Here is a 21,096-nt window from a genome sequence, read left to right on the forward strand (position 1 = left end):
GAGTAATGAAACATGAAGAATAAAATTCTTGCTGTAGATTGTGGTACACAGAGCCTCAGAACCCTGATATTTGATACCGCAGGAGTTATCCTGGATAAAGAGAAGATTGAGTATGCTCCCTACCAGTCAGATAAACCCGGGTGGGCTGAACAGAACCCCGAGATGTTCTGGGAATCCCTTGTGCTGGGCTGTCAGACAATGAAACAGAGAAACCCGGATCTCTTTGATGAGATCGGCGGTGTGGGTGTGACCACCCAGCGGGATACAATGGTTTGTCTTGGGAAAGATGGCAACTCACTGCGTCCCGCCATTACATGGCTTGATACACGCAAAGCTGACAGCGTCTATACCCCCGGACCCATTATGAAGATTCTCTATAAAATTGTTAAGAAAGACAAGGTCATTAAAAAAACCATGCGTGATGGTAAGAGCAACTGGATAAAACAGAATGAGCCTGATATCTGGAAACGCACATGGAAATATGTACAGGTTTCGGGCTATCTGAATTATAAACTCTGCGGTGAAGCCGTAGATTCTGTTGCTTCCATGGTAGGCCATGTCCCCATGGAATTTAAAAAAAGACGCTGGTCAGGGAAATCTTCTTTGAAGAGTAAAATATTCCCGATTGATGATGACAAGAAATACAGGCTGGTTGAACCCGGTACCATTGTGGGACATATAAACAGAACATCCTCCCTGGAAACAGGTCTGCCCGAGGGGATCCCCCTTGTGGCCTGCGGCAGTGACAAGAGCTGTGAAACCCTGGGGATGGGATGTCTTGATCCTTCCCTTGCATCTCTCAGTTTCGGTACCACAGCAACAGTGGAGGTCAACACAAAGAAGTATTTTGAACCACTCCCTTTTCTGCCGGCCTATTGTTCGGCATACCCCGGAGCCTGGGTTCCAGAAGTGGAGATATTCAGAGGCTACTGGATGATCAGCTGGTTCAGAGATGAACTTGGCCAGAAAGAGACAGAAGAAGCAGTCAGGCAGGGTGTTCTTCCCGAGGAGCTGCTTGATAAACTCCTGGATGCAGATCCTCCCGGATGCCGGGGACTGATGGTTCAGCCTTACTGGGGGCCCAGCCTGAAAGATCCCCTTGCCAAGGGGTCTATGATCGGCTTTGGAGATGTGCATACACGAAGTTCCATCTATAGAGCTACCGTTGAGGGACTGGGATATGCACTTCGTGACGGACTTGAGACCCTGGAGAAAAGAGGGCATTTCCGATGTAAGAAAGTAGCTGTTTCCGGTGGGGCGAGTAAGAGTGATCTTATCTGTCAGATCTCGGCAGATATTTTCAACAGGCCTCTGCTGCGGGGAAGAACTTATGAGACATCAGGTCTTGGTGCAGCCATTCTCGTTGCAAGCGCTCTGGAGCTCCATAGCTCCGTAGATGAAGCGGTCAAAAATATGGTGGTTTATGAGAAGTGTTTTGTCCCCAGAGCAGAGAATGCAGAGCTCTATACCCGGCTCTATAAAGTATACAGAAAGATATATCCCAGGCTGCAGAATCTGTATCTTGATATTCAGAAAATAACTGCTTATCCGGATCTGTGATTCAACGATTCAATCACAGCCATCAGCCAGACATAAGAACAAGACAGCAATGCAGATTAAGAGGAGAGAATAATGGCCGAACGAAAAAAATATAAAGATTACAAACCTCAGTGGGAGATTGTCCCGCCGACGCCGGGCACTTTTCGCTCGATTCTTAAGTGGGGCGATAAAGAGAAATTTAAGGAGCCCAATGAGAGACTCTTTAAGCTGATGAAAAAGACCTTCCATCTGGATGATGATCATTTTTCAAGGAAGATAGATGAGGGAATGGAACTGGTTCCCGATGATATTCCTTCGAATATGGATCAGAGACATATCGATTTTTTCGCTACTGTATTCCCTGCTGACAGGATGAGTATAAAAACATATGACCGTCTCTCTGTAGCTTATGGAAAGACAATGTATGACCTTTACCGCCTCAGAGAGAAGGTTCTTGAGAATCTACCGGATATTGTACTTTATCCTTCTGAAAAAGAGGAAATTGAAAAAATCATTCCCTACTGTAATGAACATAAAATACCCGTGTATATCTATGGCGGTGGTTCGTCAGTCACCAGGGGCGTAGAAGCATTCAAGGGCGGTTTAACCCTTGATATGAGACCACATTTTAACAAGGTTGTTGAGTTCAATGAAACGGATCAGACAATCACCGTGCAGGCCGGAATGTCCGGACCCAAACTTGAAGAGGTTCTTAACAATGCAGTCTCTGAGTTCGGCGCGGCAAGAGCTTATACCTGCGGCCATTTTCCCCAGTCTTTTGAATACTCCTCTGTAGGAGGGTGGGTCGTAACCAGAGGGGCAGGGCAAAACTCCACCTATTATGGAAATATCCGGGATATGGTTATGGGGCAGGAGTATGTAACACCCCGCGGAATCATCAGCAGCTACGGCCTCCCTGCCCATGCAGTTGGACCCGAGATTGATGAAATCATGATGGGCTCGGAAGGGGCATTCGGTGTACTCACTAATGTGAAGCTGAAATTTTTCCGCCTTACTAAAGAGAATAGGAAAAAGTTCAGTTTCATTTTTAAAAACTGGGAGCAGGCACGCCTGGCTGGAAAGGAGATTATGCAGGCCGAAGCAGGGCACCCCTCGGTATTCCGTCTCTCAGATCCTGAAGAAACTGATGTTATGCTCAAGCTCTATAAGGTGGAGGGCACCTTGCTTGAGAGTATGATGAATATTCTGGGGTACAAGCCAATGGAACGATGCCTTTTTCTTGGTTGGTCTGAAGGGGAGAAGGGCTTCAGTAAAAATCTGTCAAAGCAGGTTAAGAAAATCTGTCGAAGGCATGGAGGACTCTATCTCACAGGTTATCCCACTTCCAGCTGGGAGCATGGAAGATTCAGCGATCCCTATATGAGAGAATCTCTGCAGGACTATGGAATCATTATCGATACAATGGAATGCGGTGTTACATGGGATATGATGGGGCGGGTTCATGAATATGTGCGCAAATATACCAAGTCGCGACCTGATACAATCTGTATGACACATCTCTCCCATGCCTATCCACAGGGGGCCAACCTCTACTTTATCTTCATCGGGAAGTTTAAGGACAAAGAAGAATATCTGGATTATCAGTTTGGTATCTTTGATAATATTCAGAAGGCCGGGGCTTCTATGAGTCATCATCATGGAGTTGGCAAGATGACGGCAATGTGGGTGGAGGACTCAATAGGAAAAGCACAGCTGGATATCTTCCGTTCATTGAAAAATTATTTTGATCCCAACAATATTATGAATCCCGGCGGAACCCTCGGGCTGGATATGAGTGAAGATGAGAAGCGTATACCCAAGTATGCAGGCAGAACCTGGGATAATCCGGCTTATTGATCTCTAATCGTAGTTATGCTGCGGCCCGGCAGAGACTGTCGGGTCACGGTGCTGCAGGCGGTGTTCTCCAATCGATTGAAATTGTGATATCATTAATCAAGATGATTCGAAAAGCACTATTAAATGATATGGATTCAATTCTCAGCATTGTAAAAGATATTGTCATAGATATGAAAAAAAATGGAAATGATCAATGGACTGAAGCATACCCGGTCTTTGAGGATTTCTATGCTGATATTTCTTCAGAAGAATTTTTTGTCGATCAGGATGATTCAGGCAATATAATGTCTTTTGTCTGCCTCAATACAACTGAACCGCCTGAGTATGAAACTGTTTTCCGGCAATCGGACCAGAAGGCACTTGTTATTCACAGATTAGCAGTAAACCCGGGATTCCAGGGCAGAGGATTGGCTAAAAAAATTATAATGTTTGCAGAACAACGGGCAAAGGAGATGGATCTGAATTTTCTAAGATCTGATACCTGTGTTCAGAATCCTGCGATGAACTCTCTTTTTGAAAAACTGCAATATAGAAATGTGGGTAAAATTCATTTTTCTGATTGCAAATATGAGTTCAACTGCTATGAGAAATCATTCTAAAAAAGACCTTTCAATTTATTAATCCGGACTTTTACATCAGTTCTCAAATCATCTCTGTTTGATGTGTCTTGCACCCCTTTTCACTGGCGTTATATTTTCTCTATTGTTTAATTTTTTATGCAAAGTATTTACTTGCTACCTTCGGTAGCGACGAAGAGGCCTGCCTCACTTTCGCCCAGGTATGGGCGCGTTTCAGTCGGTTCGATTCCCTCTTTTCATGTTATAAACAAAAAAGCCGACCATAAAGGTCAGCTTTTTGTTTAGAGCGTCTGGAGGGAATCGAACCCTCATCATCAGATTGGAAGTCTGAGGTAATAGCCATTATACGACAGACGCAAATAATTCAACTTTTTGTAATATTCTTTATTCAATTACACATTTTTAAAAAGTAAGCGTCTGGAGGGAATCGAACCCTCATCATCAGATTGGAAGTCTGAGGTAATAGCCATTATACGACAGACGCAATTACTTTGCCTTAAAGGCATGCGAAATATATCAAGAAACACTTTATAGGGTCAATACCTTTTCAGTTAATTTTTTAAACCTCTGAAATCCGTAAAAAAAAGATGCGAAATCTAGCTAAAAGGTCTTGTCAGACCTATTTACATTAGGAACACATTCTGACAATATTCTGTATGGAAAATAGAAGTATATATAGAAACATCTCTCCCTTAGATCATCGTTATTATCAATCGAACAAAGAGCTTTTCGAAGCTCTGTCAGACAGACTCAGTGAAGAAGCCACTGTAGCCTACTGTGTAAAAGCCGAAATGGCCCTTCTTAAAACACATATCAAACTTCAGAATCTCGGAGATCAGTCTCTTATCGATTCACTTGATGCTGTAGAAAGCAGCATTACACCCGAAGAAGTCTATATAGAAGAAGAAAAAACTCAGCATAATATCAGAGCCCTCGTAAATGTAATTAACAAAAGGGTTCCTGAGAATCTTAAACCATGGGTTCATATGGGTGCTACATCAGTGGATATACTGGATACAGCCAATGCCATGCGGATGCGTGATGTTACCAGAGATGTCATTCTTCCTCTACTTATTGAACTGGAAGAACAACTTATCAAAATGGCCGAGGCCGAGGCGGAAACTCCCCAGGTGGGAAGAACCCATGGTCAGCATGCGGTTCCTGTGACCCTCGGTTTTGCAATAGCCGAATATGTATCAAGACTGGGACAGTCCATTTCTGAAATTGAGAGACTGTCGGCAAATCAGAGAGGAAAGCTCGCCGGGGCTGTTGGTGGATATAATGCAACCAGCATGATCACTTCAGAACCTCTCGCAATGGAAGAGATATATCTTGATTTTCTGGGACTCAAACCTTCTGAATATTCTACTCAGATGGTGGAGCCTGAATATCTTTTAAGGTTGCTTCTCGAATACAATACAGCATTTGGAATCATCGCCAACCTTGCGGATGACTTAAGACATCTGCAGAGATCTGAAATAGACGAAGTCCGAGAGTTTTTCTCGGCTACTCAGGTAGGATCTTCCACAATGCCCCAGAAAAGAAATCCCTGGAACTGTGAGCATGTGAAGAGTCTCTGGAAGGCATTTTCTCCCAGAGTCATGTCATTCTATATGGATCAGATCTCAGAACATCAGAGAGACCTCTCTAATTCTGCTTCAGCAAGATTTCAGGCGGATTTTATTGCAGGATTTGCAGCGGCAACTGCCCGAATGAAAAAAATCATTGCCGGTATGTCTGTGAACAAGGAACAGCTTAGAAAGAACCTGACGGTTCAGGGAGACTTTGTTCTTGCCGAACCCACTTATATTCTTCTGGCAATGTCCGGCATAAACGGTGCTCATGAAATTGTTAGAAAAATAACTCTTTCCTGTGAGAAAACTGGAAAGACTATCAAAGAAGTTCTTCAGACAGAACAGCAGGAAAGCTGGGAAAAAATTAAAGAGCAGCTTAAAAAGGTCACCGGACTCGATGCCGAGGAATTCTACTCAGATCCTTCATTGTATAGAGGAAAAACAGCTGAGAAGACCAGAACTCTCTGTAAAAAATATACAGAGCTTCTTTCAAAAATCAAAGGAGACCTTAAATGATTCAATTAGAAGAAAAATATAGTTATGATGATGTTCTGCTCCAGCCTGCCTATGCAGATTTTCTTCCTTCAGAAACATCTGTAAAAACAAGACTGGCTGGAAATATTTACCTGAATGCACCTATTATCTCAGCAGCCATGGATACTGTAACAGAGTATCAGATGGCCATTGCCCTGGCACTGGAAGGGGGAGCGGGTGTTATTCATCGGAATCTTCCTCCGGAAGAGCAGGCAAGGCAGGTTGAACGTGTGAAGCGCTATCTCAACTGGATTATTGCCAATCCAGTGATTGTCCATAAGGGACAGACTGTTGCTGATGTTGAGAAGATCATGATGGAAACCGGAGTTACGGGACTTCCTGTACTGGATGGTAAAAAGCTTTGCGGTATTATTACAAACCGTGATATGAGATTCTGCGCAAATCTTACTCAGAATGTAGAAGATGTAATGACAACTAATCTCATCCTGGAGAGGGGTACTCCTTCTGTGGAAACTGCCCGGGAGAAGTTTGACAAACATAGAATTGAAAAACTTCCTGTTGTTGATCACAATGATCACCTGACAGGGCTTATCACCGTATCAGATATGGAAAAGCATAAAAGCTTTCCTTCTGCTGCACTGGATGAATCAGGAAGCCTGGTTGTTGGTGCTGCTGTTTCTCCCAATGACTATAGAACTCGTATTCCTCTTCTGCAGAAGATGGGATGTGACTTTGTCGTTCTGGATACAGCTCACGGAAACAGCCTCTCTGTTGTCAGGGCTGTTGAAGGTATTAAAAAAGAATTCGGCATTAAGGTTATCGGCGGGAATGTCGCTGATGGAGACGGTGCCAGAAGACTGATCGAGGCCGGAAGTGATGCCATCAAGGTCGGTGTAGGTCCCGGATCGATCTGTACTACAAGAATTGTAGCAGGTATAGGTGTACCTCAACTCTCCGCAGTTTATGAATCTGCAGAAGAAGCCTCCAAACACAATATTCCCATAATTGCCGATGGCGGTATCAAATATTCAGGTGACATCACCAAGGCTATTGCAGCCGGTGCCAGCTGTATCATGGTGGGTAACTTATTTGCGGGTCTGAAAGAAGCTCCCGGTAAGGAAGTTATCTTTGAAGGAAGAATCTTCAAACAGTATCGTGGTATGGGATCTGTAGGAGCCATCAAGGAAGGAAGCGGGGACCGCTACCAGATGAAGAAGGACGAAGAACCTGTTCCTGAAGGTATTGAAGGACGTGTTCCATTTAAGGGCGAGCTTAAGCCATACCTTAATCAGCTGGTTACCGGCCTCAAAAAAGGAATGGGTTATTGCGGATGTCGCACTATAGAGGAATTGCGCTCATATCAAAAGTTTGTTAAAATCTCTAGCGCCGGTCTAAGGGAGAGCCATGCTCACGATGTGAACATAACCCAGGAAGCTCCCAATTACTCACGATATTAAGATCGGCTACCAAACTTTAAGGAAGTATAAATGAAACTTGTTGTTATCGGTGCTCAATGGGGTGACGAAGGCAAAGGGAAAATGGTTGATTACCTTGCCGAAGATGCTGATCTGGTTGTCAGATTCTCGGGAGGTGCCAATGCGGGACACACTATCAAGGTAGATAATAAAACTTTTAAGCTTCACCTTGTACCTGCAGGAATAATTTATCCTGGAAAAAATGTGGTCCTTGGAAATGGAATGGTTATTGATCCCGAGTCTCTTTTTGAAGAGCTTGCACAGATTAAATCTCAGGGAGTTTCCTGGGAAGGCCGTGTTTTTGTTTCTGACCGAGCTCATCTTGTACTTCCTTCTTACAAGAAAGAAGATATTGAAATGGACCCCAAGCGTCCTCGTCCCATTGGAACTACAGGGCGTGGAATTGGAATTGCTTATGGTCGTAAAGCCTATAGAGACGGTATCCGTGTCGCGGATCTGTGGGATGATATGGTCTGGGACGCCCTGGATGCATCAGATCAAGAATGGCTCAGCCCTTTTAAAGAAAGACTGAGTTCTATGAAAGTAAATATGGCCGGATTCATGATGGCTAATAAAGATAGGAATATCCTCCTCGAAGGTGCTCAGGGAGCTCTTCTGGATCTTGATCACGGAACATATCCCTATGTTTCATCCGGTATTTCTACAAGTGCCGGTGCCGCATTAGGCTCTTCCATGGGATTCAGATTTATCGATAAGGTTCTGGGTGTTTTCAAAGCATACCAGACACGAGTCGGTAATGGTCCCATGCCCACAGAAATGCTGGAGGGTGATGATCTTGTTCTGGGAAATAATCTCAGAGAACTGGGCCATGAGTATGGAGCTACAACAGGAAGACCGAGACGAATCGGTTATCTTGACCTCGTAGCACTCAAGTATGCAGGCTGGGTAAACGGTCTGGATGGGTTTATCCTGTCACACCTTAATCTGTACGACGGATTTGAAACATTATCTATTTGTACTGCCTATGAAATTGACGGAAAAGAAGTTACAGATTTTCCTTCTCTGACTACAGATCTTGAAAAAGTTAAACCTATACTGAAAGAACTTCCCGGTTGGGAAGGAAAAGTCGGTGATGCACGCAACTGGGATGAGATTCCAGAAGGTGCTAAGAAAGTCATTGCTTTTATTGAAGAATACACAGGGGTACCTGTTGCCGGTTATTCGGTCGGTCCCCTTAGAGATGAAACATTTATGAAGGAGCCTGCGTGGACAAAATCCTGATCCTGGACTTTGGAGGACAGACTTGTCAGCTTATCGGTCGCAGAATCCGTGATTTCGGAGTTTTTTCTGAGATCGTACACGGTGACATTGAACTGACAGATGAAATTGTTACTCCTGATGTGAAAGGTATAATCCTTTCAGGATCTCCCTATTCTGTTTATGAAGATGGAGCTCCCGCTCCCGATCCCAGAATATTTGAATTGGGATTGCCCCTGTTGGGAATCTGTTATGGTTTTCAGAGAATGACCTACCACTTTGGTGGAGAGGTTAAACCCATGGAAACCAAGGAATATGGACGTTCCAAGGTTCACTTTCTGGAAGAATCTGAATTAACTGCAGGAATTCCTGATAATTTTCTTTCCTGGATGAGCCATGGCGACAGTATTGAAAACCTGGCTCCCGGTTTCAAAATGATCGGTGAGTCGGAAAATCATCTTCCTGCAATTGCAGCAAACAGGGAAAAGAATTTTTACGGTATCCAGTTTCATCCCGAAGTTACTCACTGTGATAACGGGAATGATATTCTGGAGAACTTCTGCTGCCGGATCTGCGGCGCTGCTAAGGACTGGACTCTGGATCTCTTTATGGAACAGATTTCAGAACGGGTACGTACGCAGGTTGGAAAATCAAAGGTTCTCCTTCTTATTTCCGGCGGTGTGGATTCTACAGTTGCCGGTGGACTTCTCCTTAATATCCTCGATCCCGAACAGGTATACCTGATGTATATCGATACGGGGATGATGAGAAAGGGTGAATCCGAAGAAGTTGCCATAAACCTGAAAAAACTTGGTGCTACTCATCTTCATCTTATTGATGCAAGGGACCGTTTTCTTGATCCTTTAAAGGGTGTAGAAGATCCCGAGAAGAAAAGAAAGATTATCGGTGATCGCTTTATTCATGTACAGGAAGAGGAGATAGAGAAACATATTTCAGGTGAATACTACCTGGCACAGGGTACTCTCTATACCGACCTGATTGAATCAGGCAAGGGTGTAGGGAATAAGGCAAATGTCATCAAGAGTCATCATAATGTCGGCTCTCCCCTTGTTGAAGCCAAGCGTCAGGCAGGTCTGATTGTTGAGCCTCTGGATATGCTCTACAAAGATGAAGTCCGTAGGCTCGGTGTTAAACTGGGAATTTCAAAAGACATTGTTTTCCGTCATCCCTTTCCCGGTCCCGGACTTGGAATCAGGATTATCGGTGATGTTTCAGAAGAAAAATGCCGCATCCTGAGAGATGCAGATTATATCTATATTACAGAGCTGAAGAAACGGGATCTTTACGATAAGATCTGGCAGGCTTTTTCAGTGCTTCTTCCTGTTCGCTCAGTGGGTGTTACAGGAGATGCAAGGGAATATGGTTTTGTACTGGCCCTGAGGGCTGTGGTGTCTCATGATGGGATGACAGCGGATGTTTATGACTTCCCCACTAAGGATTTACTGGAGATCTCTTCAAAAATTACCAATGAAGTCCCTGAGATAGGACGGGTTGTATATGATATTTCATCTAAACCACCTGCCACTATCGAGTGGGAATAAATACAGAATAATTATATTTGAATAAAGTATGGCTGCTCTCAGTGATTTGAGCCCCATCTGTTGGATTTTTGTCCAATTTTATGGATTCACCTCAAGGAGCAGCCTATTTATTTGTTCAGAAATTAAACCGGCAGCATCAGTTTTTCAGTCCAAAGCTGCCAGCTGTAGATCAGTGGTTGTGTCCGAAGGGTCTGGGCCTCCACATCCTGATGATCATTGAGAAAGGTACGAGAAAGTACATGATATTCACTGCAAAGAAGAAGAGCGGTGATGGTGATGCATTAACACCAAACAATCCATCGGCTATATAGATGATCATTGTTGAACTTAGTGCCCCTCCGTATATGAGTCCAAAGTTTCTTATTAAATTCCATCCTCTGATAAAACAGATTACAAAGAAAATATATAAGGGTCCCCAGATAACAGCCGATATAAACGCACCGATTCGAACAACAGGCGGATTTATTATCAGATTGGGATCGGCCTTGACTGCATAAGTCTGATATATAATCTGCTCTACAGGACTTGAGCTGTCAGGGCTTAAAATCTGCTGAAAACCGTTAAGAGAGTCTGTGACAAAGGATGTACAGGTAAAAAGCATAAAGATCACAACATAAAAAATATCCTTTCTACGATCCATCAGTTTTTTACCCGGGAGAGGATCAATCTTAGTTTTCATAGGAATCAATTCAGAAATACTCAGCTGTACAGCTTTATAACCACTTCTTCTGTTGAGCTGTCTAGCCTCCATGACAGGTATTGAATAGAGGGTGAAAAGCAGAACCATCCCGACGGCACCCAGAGCACTCCAGTACTGCAGGGGGGCAGCAGCTACTACAAATAGGAATATACTGATCCAGAACAGGATCTCACCAAAGTAATTGGGATGGCGGCTAAGGCTCCACAAACCCTTTGTCATGGGGTTGAAGCGTTCTTCACTTCTTCTGTGTATACGCATCTCACCATCACTTTTCAGCTGAAAATAGACTGCCGTCAGACCTGCCGACATGGCGATGAAATCAAAGACATTCAAAGCTCTGTTTGATCCTGTCAGCACAAGGTAGGCTGGAATTGAGGCAAGGAATACAATCAGAGTAGGAAAGAGATGAATGGCCAGAAAACTGATGGGCCAGAAGAGTTTTTTAAATTTCATTCTGAAATCTTTATAGCGCCAGTCTTCATGATTAAGTCCGGGCCAGTCTATGGCCCAGTTCAGAGTCAGACGAAGTGCCCAGAGTGTACATACAGTAAAGAGGGCAATATATCTAGAGCTCAGTATTCCTCTGAAAGGGCCTTCCATATACCAGAGGAAAAAGAGAAAGGGCGGGATCACGCTCCAGTATGGATCGTACATGCTTGAATTATTGACTGCCAGGCTGCTTATAAAGATCAGAATGGTGACCGCACAATCTGCAATAAGAGTTCTGGATAGAAGAGATAAGGATTCAGGGAGAGATCTGAAAATAAAGTATCCAGCTGTGAGTGCCAGAATATAGATTACTGTTACAAGCCACAGAGATTTTCGTTTTGAGCCGCGTATGTATTTAAGCATGTAAATTCCCCCATTGGATATTTCCCGGAATTCCGGATACCAGGTCTGTGTTCACTCTCTACAGATATTCATGAAATAAATGAATAAGTGTAAGACATTATAATCTTTTTATTTATATCTGACCAAATTCTTAATAAATATTTTTAAAATTTAAAAATCATAATAGTGTTTTCAAAAGGAGAAGCTCTGAACAATTCCTGATCCTTTTTATGTCTGATTTAAATAATTCTTCATATCATAAGGAAAAGCATCAATCTCTATTGTTATTTTGCTTGATTGTTGATAATTTGCATATTCAAATTTTAATATAGGACTATGAATGACATTATCTTCTTTGAATATTGAAGGACCTCGGAATCTTAAAAATGATTTACTATCAGGAATTACAGTCGCTCTGGCGCTTGTTCCTGAGGCTATTGCTTTTGCTTTTATTGTGGGGATTGATCCCACTATCGGTTTATATGCCGCTTTCATGATGGGTCTGGTCACAGCCATTATAGGTGGCCGTCCCGGGATGATTTCCGGTGCCACCGGAGCAGTGGCAGTGATCTTTGCTCCCCTTATCAGAAGCCAGGTGGCAGCTGGAGGGATGGAATCAGCCCTTGGCTACCTTTTTGCCGCTGTAATTCTTATGGGTTTGATACAAGTCCTCTTCGGTGTTCTGAAACTCGGTAAATTCATCCGTCTTGTTCCCCATCCGGTTATGCTGGGATTTGTTAACGGATTGGCTATTATCATTTTCCGCTCACAGTTTGAGATGTTTATGACAGGTCATCAGGATACATTCGGGGCTAAAGCCCTGATATTGATTGTCATGGGTCTCCTGATTGCTCTAACCATGGCTATCAGTTATTTTCTGCCCAAGTTGACAAAAGCTGTCCCTGCTACCCTGGCCGCTATCATCGTTGTCAGTATTCTCTCAATTATTCTGAATAAAGCCGGGTTTCCAGTATTTAATGTTCTTGACTTCGTTCAGGAAAAAGATCCTGCACGATTGACTCTTGCTGCATCACTTCCAGGTTTTTCTATTCCAAAAATTCCTTTGAATCTGGATGCTCTTAAAGTCATTTTGCCATATTCCCTCCTGGCAGCTTCTGTCGGACTGATTGAGTCATTGATGACTCTGTCTCTTGTTGATGAGATGACAGATACCCGTGGCCGCGGTAACCGTGAATGTATCGGACAGGGAGTGGCTAATATTTTAAATGGTTTCTTCGGTGGAATGGGAGGCTGTGCCATGATCGGTCAGTCTGTTATCAATATCAAAGCTGGTGGAAGGGGACGAACTTCAGGTATTACAGCCGCCGTCGCTCTCCTTTGTTTTATTCTTTTCGGAGCTCCTCTGATAGAAAATATACCTCTTGCCGCCTTGGTAGGAGTTATGTTTATGGTTGCTTTCGGTACTTTCGAATGGTCCAGTTTTCGTGTCTTGAAGCAGATCCCAAAATCAGATGCTCTGGTTATCATTCTGGTATCATTGATTACTGTTACAGTTGACCTTGCGATTGCAGTTGCAGTGGGTATTATCTTTTCTGCTCTTGTTTTCGCTTGGAAAAAGGGTAAGAAGATTGATGCTCAGGAGAGAGTTGATGAAAGTGGTACAAAAATTTATACACTCGATGGAGCACTCTTTTTTGGATCTGTCATGTCTTTCAAGGAGATTTTCAGATTCAATGAAGATCCTGATCGAGTTGTAATTGATTTCAAAAACTCCAGAGTCCATGATCACTCCGGTCTGGAAGCGTTGAACTTCATTACAGAAAAATATTCTTCATTGAATAAGAAACTCCATATTCTCAACCTCAGTCATGAGTGCCGTCTGCTCTTAAACAAGGCAGAAGGAATTGTTGAAATTACAGAGATTGAAGGTCTGGAATGGCATCATCTGGCCGAGAACAGCCTGGCTTAGATTTTCTACATCTTAAATAAAAAAGAGATTGATCCGAAAGCCGGACAATCTCTTTTTTTATTTATAATCATAGAGACTTTCTAACTATTTGACCTTCTTAAATATTTCAATATGAAAATCACAATCAATCGTAAAGCTTTCCATTTTACGAAGCTGTTCTTTTTTACTTTCAGTGATTTTCCATCCAAAAGGCGTCATATCCAGAAGAAGCATGACAGTCTCAAAATCACTTAAGTTCAGTGAATATTTAAGTTTAATTGATTCTTGCACATCAAATCCATCTAATGCAGCAGGCTCATTTAAATCAATATGGACATCACTATATATTATGTCCCGTAATTGATAGAGATGCCTCTCTCCGGGTATTACTGCAATGAAGTATCTGCCATTTTTAACAACACGATGCAGTTCAGAAACTGATGAGGGAGCAAATACTCTCAAAATGATATCGATGGCTGAGTCAGCAACAGGCAGATCAAAAGCACTGGCTACACAGAAATTCACATCTCTATATTTTTTTGAAGCATACCTTACAGCAACTTTAGAGATATCCAGGCCCAGCATATTTAATGATTGAATATGATCTTTTAGATGACCTGTGTAATATCCTTCACCACAGCCGATATCCAGAATTGTCATCTCCTCATGGCCGGGTATGTTCTCAATAATTTCGACTAGTTTGTCGGCCAGAGGTTTATAATGTCCTGATTCAAGAAAGGATCTTCTTGCTGCCATCATTTTAGAATTATCACCGGGATCTTTTGATTTTTTAGAATTTACAGGCAGAAGATTCACATAACCTTCCTTTGCAAGATCGAAGCAGTGCCTGTTCTCGCAGAAAAGAGATCTGTTTCTTAGCTCAAGGCTTTCTTTACAAAGGGGACAGATAAAATTATTCACAACATATACCAATGAGATTTATTAGACTCATATTTCCTATCATAGTCAATGTCGGATCAGCGAAAAAGGCTCAGAGTCCTCAGACTGCCATCTGCGTCCTTCCAGTTCCTCAGTTCTAGTGAGCTGGAAGTCACAACATACTGACAGGCTGAGATGATGCCGTCATATTGAAAGATTACGGCGCCGTACTCATCATCGCTGAACATGAATGTTCCCTGTGCAGTGTGAGAATAGGAGCCCGAAACGCTGATTGCTTCATCACCGTGATGAAATGTCGCCTTAAATGTATCGGATTCAGTTATGGACAATTCCGCCGAAAGCTCCGCACCATCCCTGTCATATCCATACCAGTTGCCTGCAATTTTGTTGGGATGCAGCATGCCGTCAATCTTTTCGCATCCCATAAAGAGAAGGCTGCTCATCAATAGAATCAGTATATATATTTTTTTCATCTTATCCTTCCTGTCAGTTCAGCAGAGTCCAGTCTAATTCACTACGGGACCTTCCTCTCTGTTCCACCCCGTAGCTTCCACCCCCGGCGGCTCCTCCTCTGATATCAATTCTGTCATAATAGACCTTCGCCGGATACATCCCCTCAATATCTATGGTTCCACGCATCTTACCGTTCTGACTGGTAACACTCGTAATGATCGTATCAGAATTGCCTCCAATAACAAAATAAGGGTTTCCGATATTATCGAAGATATCACAGTAAGCTGTGTATTTCATGATGACTTCGGCCCCGCCGAGACCTCCGGAAGCGTTGTAATACAAGGTTCCCGAAACCCTGCCGTTTTTGGTTTCACTGCCCAGGGCATCCAATCCGCCCTTGTGCATAAGGGTGAGTTTCTTCTGGGAGCTCAGTATCGCGTTTTCATTGTACTCTTTCAGAAAAACCGTATCGCTGAGAGCTCCGTATCCCGCTGCCTTGATGCTCACATCCCCTTCCTTGCCCAGGCTGTTCAGAGGAATCACACGGTAGTAGTAGTGTGTACCAGGCTCCAGGGAAGAGCTGCTGTCTATATAGGAGGAATCACTTGTTTCTCCCAATGGATAGAATCTTCCATTTTCCTTACTGGCCCGCTCTACACGGTAGCTTTCTGCTCCCGATGGTTCGCTTCAGCTCAAATGAACGGGGTAAACACCCGAAGTGTTGGCAGATTCTCCTCCCCCGGGGGGGCTGTTCTGCCCGGCCGAAAGATTTCCTACGGCTCCGGTCACAGGTTCATCCACAGAACTGGGAGTGCTTTCAGCTCCCATGCCGTTCTGGGTGACAATACGATAGAATATTGGAGCCGAAGCCCCCAGATGGCGATAGGACACTTTTCCGGCACTGTCAGTTTCTCCAACTGAAATGGTTGTCAATGCCGAAAATGAACCCGATGCGGAACCGGCATACTCAATTCTGTAGGACCAGTCCTTATGATTCATGATTTCATCGGGGGTGAATGCACCGGGAACTCCGCTCCAGGACAGGTCTACTCCTCCGCTGCGCCAATGGCTTCCGAGATCAGAGGGAGGACTGAGAAGGTAGCCCTCTGCAGTTTCACTGAAGGCTCCCTTATAATGAACTGCTGGTTCTGCCTCATCCTTTTTAACACCCTGGATGGAGTAGTAATAACGGGCACCGCTTCGAAGGGCATCAGTATCACTGTCTGTGTATGTCGTCTCACTCAGGCCGCCGGGAGTGATGTTCTCCTCCTGGGAGTTGTAATCACTCCATCGGTAGACATAGAAAAAATCGGCTTCCGGTTCGGTCCAGCTGAGTTTGATGCTGTCCCTGGAGGCCCCCTGTTGGGCTGTCAGGTTTTCCGGTCGGGGCGGCGCACCCTCACAGAGGGCAAATCCCATGCTGTAGGAACTGAACTCACTGCAGGAACCCTGTGAGTTCCTGCTGCGGACCCAGAAATAGAATTCCACACCCTGATTGGATTCTGAGATGGTGAACAGGTATGAACTTTCTATTCCGGAGACACTCTTATAGGGATTATTGGGAGCCACCTTATCGGTACTTCTATAGATATCATATCCGGAAGCTCCTGAGACCTCCTCCCATACAAGTAGGATATTCTGTGTGGATGCACCCTTGGAGGCTTTGACAGCACCAGGAGTTGAAAGAAGGTACCCGCAGACGGCTTCGCTGTAGGGACTGTAAAGGTCCAGACTCCGGGAATAGGCACGCAGACGGTACCACGGTTTTTCTCCATTTTCAACGGCTCTGTCCTCAAAGCTGTTTCCATAGATCTTTATTCCCATGTCGGTGAATGGCCCCTCTTTCAGGTCACCCTTTTCCAGTTCGTAATAGTCAGCGCCTTTGCTACTGTCCCACTGAAGGAGAATCTTATCCGGATATCCGGCCCTGGATGCCCGGAATTCATCCGGCGATTTGAGAGAAGGGGGATCATCAGGACCGAAAAGATCATCGAGATAGGCATTTTCACTATCGCTTTCGGAGATGAAATTCATCATATCCCTGCAGGACATCAGGAGTAATATGGTTATGAGTAGCATCAGCAGACGTTTCATGATTTTCTCCTAGAAGCCCAGTTTGCCTATCAGCACAGACTCATCCATGAAATAGGAAATCGGGACTGCTGAGTTCCGGTCAAAGTTGACAGTCTGTCCGTTGTAGATGACAGTATAAGAGCCTCCGTCCCAGTTGGGATTGTTTTCGTCGTTATTTGAAACACTGACATTTTCAAAACGGATGGTTCCACTGTATAGTCCTGCTCCCGCTGAGCTTCTTATGGTCAGCATCGAAGTATCTGATGAGCCGTGTTTGTAGTCACCGCTGCGGGAATTGCCGGATACACCGCCCCCGTTGTCCTTCATAAACGAACCATCCAGGATCAGGAAGGTATCACGGTAACCCTTGTAACTGTAATATCGCCTGTAATTGCTGCTGAAGAACCCATCCCGGTCAATGCCGTGGGTATAGGTTCCGGCAGTATCACCGGCCCTTGATTCGGAAATTAGATCTCCCCCGGGCGAACCGGATGAGTAGAAGAACTTTTTCATGGAAAGGTGAAGGGCGAAATTCACCATATTCAGAAATTCCTCGGGAGAGACCTGACGGTATCCCGAAGTTTCGTCGCTCCACTCTGTTGTAACATTGTCACGGCGAGTCAGGACACGGTATTTCTGTTCATAGTTTCTCAGAATCAATGCATCCGGGTCTCTGAATTCAACAACATCACCCCTTCCTGCTTCCACGATGCCCGCATCTTGCCAGTCTCCCGAACGATCGTCCCGCCTTTGAATCCTGTAGCTTTCCGCACCTACTACAGCGGGCCAGAAAACTCGGGTATAGAATCTACCGTTCTGAAGGAGGCTAGTATCACCCTTGGAGGCTGAAACAGCTACTGGTCGGGAGAGGGCATATCCTGTTGTTACTTCCGCCGGTTCGAGACTCTCCAGGCCTCCTGTCCCGACAGAACGAACCATGAAGGAGGAAAATACATTCCCGAGATTCAGGTCCTGATCGCTAAGAGGATAGTTCCATGAGAGGGTTCTTATGTTGGAACCGACTTTAAGCCAGGAACTTCCTGTCTGGCGGTAGACATTGTAGGAGGCAGATCCCGGTGCCTCATCCCAGCTGAGTGTTATGCCTGTAGCCGAGCTTCCCTGGGAGGCCCTGCAACCGGCCGGAGGACTCAGGGCATAAGCGGATTGAGCAGTCGAAAGAATGTTGGATGTTACCCCTGATTTCAGAGGACGGATAAAATAATAGGACTCCCTTCCGCCGATAAGATAAGCAGTGTCCATATCCTCTGCTGTGTTGCCTCTGATTCCCTGAAGAATTCTTTGGGCGGTCAGGGGATTGTCCTCCGTGTTACGGTATATATCATAGAACTCCGCACCCCTGACATCATTCCATCTCAAAACAACCTTGTCCTTGTATTCTGCCCGTGAGGCCTGAAGGCCGATCAGGGCTGGACCAAGTGTGCATCCCGTCACTGAACTGGCGGCTGCTGTTTCGACTGTCGGCTGTCCATCACTCTCTTTCAGAGCCTTAAGTGTCAGTTCCCACAGAATGCCCCGTAAGGAGGCCTCTCCATTTCCGGGAGGTGTAAATTCCAGTGAAGGATTCTTCATATCTTCCGGAGTAAATGGGGATGCTGCGATAAAATCATCAGCGCTTCCGGCTTTCCGGTAGAGCAGGCGGTACGAGCTGGCTTCCTCTGTTTCATTCCAGTTCAGAATAATCCTGTCTGTATAAAGTCCCTGAGATGCTCTCAGTCCCCCAGGCAATGCCAGTGTGAACCCCCGGAGACTGTCGCTCATATTCTTCTGCCCATCCATATCACTTTCGACCCGATAATACAGAACAGTTCCTGCTGCCAGTCCCTCCTCGCTATATGAGACATTTCCTTCACCATCCACTACCAGGTCGGAGACGAGAAGATCTGCGGCGCTATAACCGTAACCGCTGTCATTCCTGTAGATATTGTATTTTATGTTTTCCATACCCTTCCAGTTCAGGGTTATAGTGTCGGCAAGACCTTCGGAGACCGTCAGATTACGGATCGTATCATCCATACCCGGAGTGAAACGGAAAGACTCATTTGTCCATTTCCAGGCTGACAACTCCTCCTCACCATCCTTATTAACCGCGGCCACACGGTAATGGTAGGAGGTCAGGGGAGATAGTGTCTCATCCCTGAAAAAGGGCTCAGCCAGACCATCTGCTAACATTTCTTCTGCTCCGTCGATCAAGTCTTCCACTCTATAGAGCCGGAAGCTGACATCCAGAGCCTTTTCACTCGGGTAGATCCAGGTCACAAGAGCAGCTCCTTTGTCTGCCCTGACAGTCAGTCCTACAGGTTCCCAGAGACGGTATCCGGTGGTTGCCATGGTTTCTCCCGGCGATGAATAGACCGTAATTCCATCCTGGTCATGAGCATAGAAGGGGGTAAGTGAATAGATATAATCTCTGTTTGCCACGCCAGTGGTATCGGACCAGCTGGTCAGTCCGGCAGTTTTTTCTGTCAGAACTTCGGAAGCACTGTCCCCTGACTGCCGGCTGAGGGTATAGACAACAGGGATGCCCTCATAACCGGCAAGTTCTGTCGGGGCAGTCCAATTCACTGTTATCAATTCGGCAAAGTTTCCTTGTGAAGCTCTCAGATTGATGACCGGATCAGGATAAGACTGATCCAATGTCACCACTTCAAAGGCCGTACTTTCAAGAGACTGATCGCTTCCTTCCACCTCTACCAGAATTTTATATGTATAAGCCGTTTTGGGATCGATTCCCTTCTGGATCAATGACCATGTGGGACCATTTACGGAAATATTCTCCGGGGATGAAACTATTGCATAGGATTCATTTCCCCTCTTCCTGAAGACGGTAAAAACAGGATTATAGCTCACTCCATCAACTGACAGGTTGGGTAAGGTCCAGCGTAGTGTTACTTTTCCCGGTTCCAGAATCGGTTCGGCAATTCGGGGTATATCCATAAGTCCACCGCTGACAACAGAGCTGAAATCACTGACAGTACCTGCGCTGTTGACCGCCCTGATTCGGAAGTAGTATACGCTGCCGGGTTTGAGTGTATTGGCCTCGGTCCCTGACAGCCGCCATGAGACTTTTCTGCTGAGATCGGCTTCCTGTTTGAGCTCATCCAGTGGTGTATTGAAATCAGCAAAGGGATCCTGGGTGTAGGAAATAAGATAATAATCGGCACCCAGAACAGGATTCCACTCCAATTCTATTCTGTCGGTCCTGCCCGAAAGGGCTGTCAGTTCCTGGGGAGCTCCCCAGGGAGTCAATACATTGGCTACCGTTTCCGGCTGCGCCGGCTTGTTGTCCGGTGACATCAGTAGTTTGTCATCCAGGGGAGCCATCATTTCACAGGAGATTGTAAAAAATGAGATTGCATAAAGTGAGATTATCAACAGAATGAGGAAAGATCTATTTTTAGTCATCAACATACCTTATAGCCAGACCGTTCACGATAAAACGACGGCGATTAAAGAGAAAGAAAAGTGAGATATCCTCAAAATCAGTAGTTATGTTGATTACGTCATGGGCACCCATCAATATGGCCTTCTCAAGAAGTTTGTCATAGGCATTTCCGCCCCACGAAAGGACAGCATAAGTCTTGTCCAGCCCGGGAGGAAATCCCAGGATACTGTAGCTGTTGATCTCCTGTCTGACAGTACCGATTACCGTTATTTTTTTTTCCGCAACTGGAATATAGTGCTGACCGTTATCCTCTCCCCTTTTTTTTCCCATAGAGGCGCATGAGGTCAGAGATATTATCAGAATGATTATAGGAAGAATATGATATTGCGGCTTCAAATTTATGCTCCATGTTGCTGCAATTCCATTCAAATCTAACCCAAAAAGGCTCAAATGCTTGTTTTGCAGAAAAGATTGCTATATATGAAATTAGTATTGATGAAAAAAACTGTCAAGCGGATGTTTACAATTG

Annotated in this window: 15 protein-coding genes and 2 tRNA genes; 8 read left to right on the forward strand and 9 right to left on the reverse strand. The window is 44.8% G+C overall.

Annotation, left to right across the window (positions count from 1 at the left end; all coding sequences use genetic code 11):
• The first annotated feature begins 12 nt into the window (after nucleotides 1-12).
• The 3 genes from DV872_RS05540 to DV872_RS05550 all read left to right on the forward strand — a co-directional run bounded on the left by DV872_RS05540 (nucleotide 13) and on the right by DV872_RS05550 (nucleotide 3,995).
• Nucleotides 13-1,560, forward strand: a complete 1,548-nt coding sequence (locus DV872_RS05540) for an FGGY-family carbohydrate kinase (RefSeq protein WP_114628861.1) — start codon at nucleotides 13-15, stop codon at nucleotides 1,558-1,560.
• A gap of 72 nt (nucleotides 1,561-1,632) precedes the next feature.
• The gene (locus DV872_RS05545; protein WP_114628862.1) at nucleotides 1,633-3,396 is read left to right on the forward strand and encodes an FAD-binding oxidoreductase; all 1,764 of its coding nucleotides are present in this window, start codon (nucleotides 1,633-1,635) and stop codon (nucleotides 3,394-3,396) included.
• A complete protein-coding gene (locus DV872_RS05550) occupies nucleotides 3,393-3,995 on the forward strand; it encodes a GNAT family N-acetyltransferase (protein ID WP_114628863.1) in 603 nt (200 codons plus the stop codon). Before DV872_RS05545 ends, DV872_RS05550 begins: the two co-directional genes overlap by 4 nt.
• Before the next feature lie 264 nt (nucleotides 3,996-4,259).
• Here DV872_RS05550 and DV872_RS05555 read toward each other — a convergent pair.
• Nucleotides 4,260-4,331 (reverse strand) — tRNA-Gly (locus DV872_RS05555).
• 55 nt (nucleotides 4,332-4,386) lie between these two features.
• Nucleotides 4,387-4,458: transfer RNA gene (locus DV872_RS05560), tRNA-Gly, on the reverse strand.
• 172 nt (nucleotides 4,459-4,630) lie between these two features.
• Here DV872_RS05560 and DV872_RS05565 point away from each other — a divergent pair.
• The 4 genes from DV872_RS05565 to guaA are packed head-to-tail and all read left to right on the forward strand — an operon-like array spanning nucleotide 4,631 to nucleotide 10,298.
• Entirely contained in the window at nucleotides 4,631-6,064 is a 1,434-nt protein-coding gene (locus DV872_RS05565; protein ID WP_114628864.1) for a lyase family protein, read from the forward strand.
• The gene (gene guaB / locus DV872_RS05570) at nucleotides 6,061-7,500 is read left to right on the forward strand and encodes an IMP dehydrogenase (protein ID WP_114628865.1); all 1,440 of its coding nucleotides are present in this window, start codon (nucleotides 6,061-6,063) and stop codon (nucleotides 7,498-7,500) included. Before DV872_RS05565 ends, guaB begins: the two co-directional genes overlap by 4 nt.
• Before the next feature lie 30 nt (nucleotides 7,501-7,530).
• Nucleotides 7,531-8,760, forward strand: coding sequence for an adenylosuccinate synthetase (locus tag DV872_RS05575; RefSeq protein WP_114628866.1), 1,230 nt, complete (start codon nucleotides 7,531-7,533; stop codon nucleotides 8,758-8,760).
• On the forward strand, nucleotides 8,745-10,298 hold the full coding sequence (gene guaA / locus DV872_RS05580; protein ID WP_114628867.1) for a glutamine-hydrolyzing GMP synthase: 1,554 nt from the start codon (nucleotides 8,745-8,747) through the stop codon (nucleotides 10,296-10,298). The genes DV872_RS05575 and guaA overlap by 16 nt, the downstream gene beginning before the upstream one ends.
• A gap of 169 nt (nucleotides 10,299-10,467) precedes the next feature.
• Here the strand turns inward: guaA and DV872_RS05585 are convergent, their stop codons facing one another.
• Nucleotides 10,468-11,850: a DUF1295 domain-containing protein gene (locus tag DV872_RS05585; protein WP_114628868.1), complete on the reverse strand. Its 1,383-nt coding sequence runs from the start codon at nucleotides 11,848-11,850 to the stop codon at nucleotides 10,468-10,470.
• A gap of 319 nt (nucleotides 11,851-12,169) precedes the next feature.
• Here DV872_RS05585 and DV872_RS05590 point away from each other — a divergent pair, with 319 nt between their 5' ends.
• Nucleotides 12,170-13,759 (forward strand): SulP family inorganic anion transporter, encoded by a 1,590-nt coding sequence (locus tag DV872_RS05590; protein WP_114628869.1) that lies wholly within the window; start codon nucleotides 12,170-12,172, stop codon nucleotides 13,757-13,759.
• 84 nt (nucleotides 13,760-13,843) lie between these two features.
• Here DV872_RS05590 and rlmA read toward each other — a convergent pair whose 3' ends face one another.
• From rlmA to DV872_RS05620, 6 genes are all read right to left on the reverse strand, one after another.
• Nucleotides 13,844-14,659, reverse strand: a complete 816-nt coding sequence (gene rlmA / locus DV872_RS05595) for a 23S rRNA (guanine(745)-N(1))-methyltransferase (protein WP_114628958.1) — start codon at nucleotides 14,657-14,659, stop codon at nucleotides 13,844-13,846.
• Between the two features lie 56 nt (nucleotides 14,660-14,715).
• The gene (locus tag DV872_RS05600; RefSeq protein ID WP_114628870.1) at nucleotides 14,716-15,111 is read right to left on the reverse strand and encodes a hypothetical protein; all 396 of its coding nucleotides are present in this window, start codon (nucleotides 15,109-15,111) and stop codon (nucleotides 14,716-14,718) included.
• 13 nt (nucleotides 15,112-15,124) lie between these two features.
• Nucleotides 15,125-15,709 carry a hypothetical protein gene (locus tag DV872_RS05605; RefSeq protein ID WP_114628871.1) on the reverse strand — a complete coding sequence of 195 codons (585 nt, stop codon included), beginning with the start codon at nucleotides 15,707-15,709 and terminating at the stop codon, nucleotides 15,125-15,127.
• Between the two features lie 69 nt (nucleotides 15,710-15,778).
• Nucleotides 15,779-17,185, reverse strand: coding sequence for a hypothetical protein (locus DV872_RS05610; protein ID WP_114628872.1), 1,407 nt, complete (start codon nucleotides 17,183-17,185; stop codon nucleotides 15,779-15,781).
• A gap of 9 nt (nucleotides 17,186-17,194) precedes the next feature.
• The gene (locus tag DV872_RS05615) at nucleotides 17,195-20,587 is read right to left on the reverse strand and encodes a fibronectin type III domain-containing protein (RefSeq protein ID WP_114628873.1); all 3,393 of its coding nucleotides are present in this window, start codon (nucleotides 20,585-20,587) and stop codon (nucleotides 17,195-17,197) included.
• On the reverse strand, nucleotides 20,580-21,017 hold the full coding sequence (locus tag DV872_RS05620) for a DUF6567 family protein (RefSeq protein WP_370446651.1): 438 nt from the start codon (nucleotides 21,015-21,017) through the stop codon (nucleotides 20,580-20,582). The genes DV872_RS05615 and DV872_RS05620 overlap by 8 nt, the downstream gene beginning before the upstream one ends.
• Nucleotides 21,018-21,096: the final 79 nt, after the last annotated feature.

Source organism: Oceanispirochaeta sp. M1 (genome assembly GCF_003346715.1).
In the GTDB taxonomy this organism is placed as follows: Bacteria; Spirochaetota; Spirochaetia; order DSM-2461; family DSM-2461; genus Oceanispirochaeta.

What these genes read in the sequence shown, in the direction of transcription:
- DV872_RS05590 (WP_114628869.1), top strand. Translation starts at nt 12,170, where the DNA reads ATGACATTATCTTCTTTGAATATTGAAGGACCTCGGAATCTTAAAAAT.
- DV872_RS05545 (WP_114628862.1), top strand. Translation starts at nt 1,633, where the DNA reads ATGGCCGAACGAAAAAAATATAAAGATTACAAACCTCAGTGGGAGATT.
- DV872_RS05585 (WP_114628868.1), bottom strand. Translation starts at nt 11,850, where the DNA reads ATGCTTAAATACATACGCGGCTCAAAACGAAAATCTCTGTGGCTTGTA.
- DV872_RS05610 (WP_114628872.1), bottom strand. Translation starts at nt 17,185, where the DNA reads ATGAAACGTCTGCTGATGCTACTCATAACCATATTACTCCTGATGTCC.
- guaB (WP_114628865.1), top strand. Translation starts at nt 6,061, where the DNA reads ATGATTCAATTAGAAGAAAAATATAGTTATGATGATGTTCTGCTCCAG.
- DV872_RS05615 (WP_114628873.1), bottom strand. Translation starts at nt 20,587, where the DNA reads ATGACTAAAAATAGATCTTTCCTCATTCTGTTGATAATCTCACTTTAT.
- DV872_RS05540 (WP_114628861.1), top strand. Translation starts at nt 13, where the DNA reads ATGAAGAATAAAATTCTTGCTGTAGATTGTGGTACACAGAGCCTCAGA.
- DV872_RS05600 (WP_114628870.1), bottom strand. Translation starts at nt 15,111, where the DNA reads ATGAAAAAAATATATATACTGATTCTATTGATGAGCAGCCTTCTCTTT.
- DV872_RS05565 (WP_114628864.1), top strand. Translation starts at nt 4,631, where the DNA reads ATGGAAAATAGAAGTATATATAGAAACATCTCTCCCTTAGATCATCGT.
- DV872_RS05575 (WP_114628866.1), top strand. Translation starts at nt 7,531, where the DNA reads ATGAAACTTGTTGTTATCGGTGCTCAATGGGGTGACGAAGGCAAAGGG.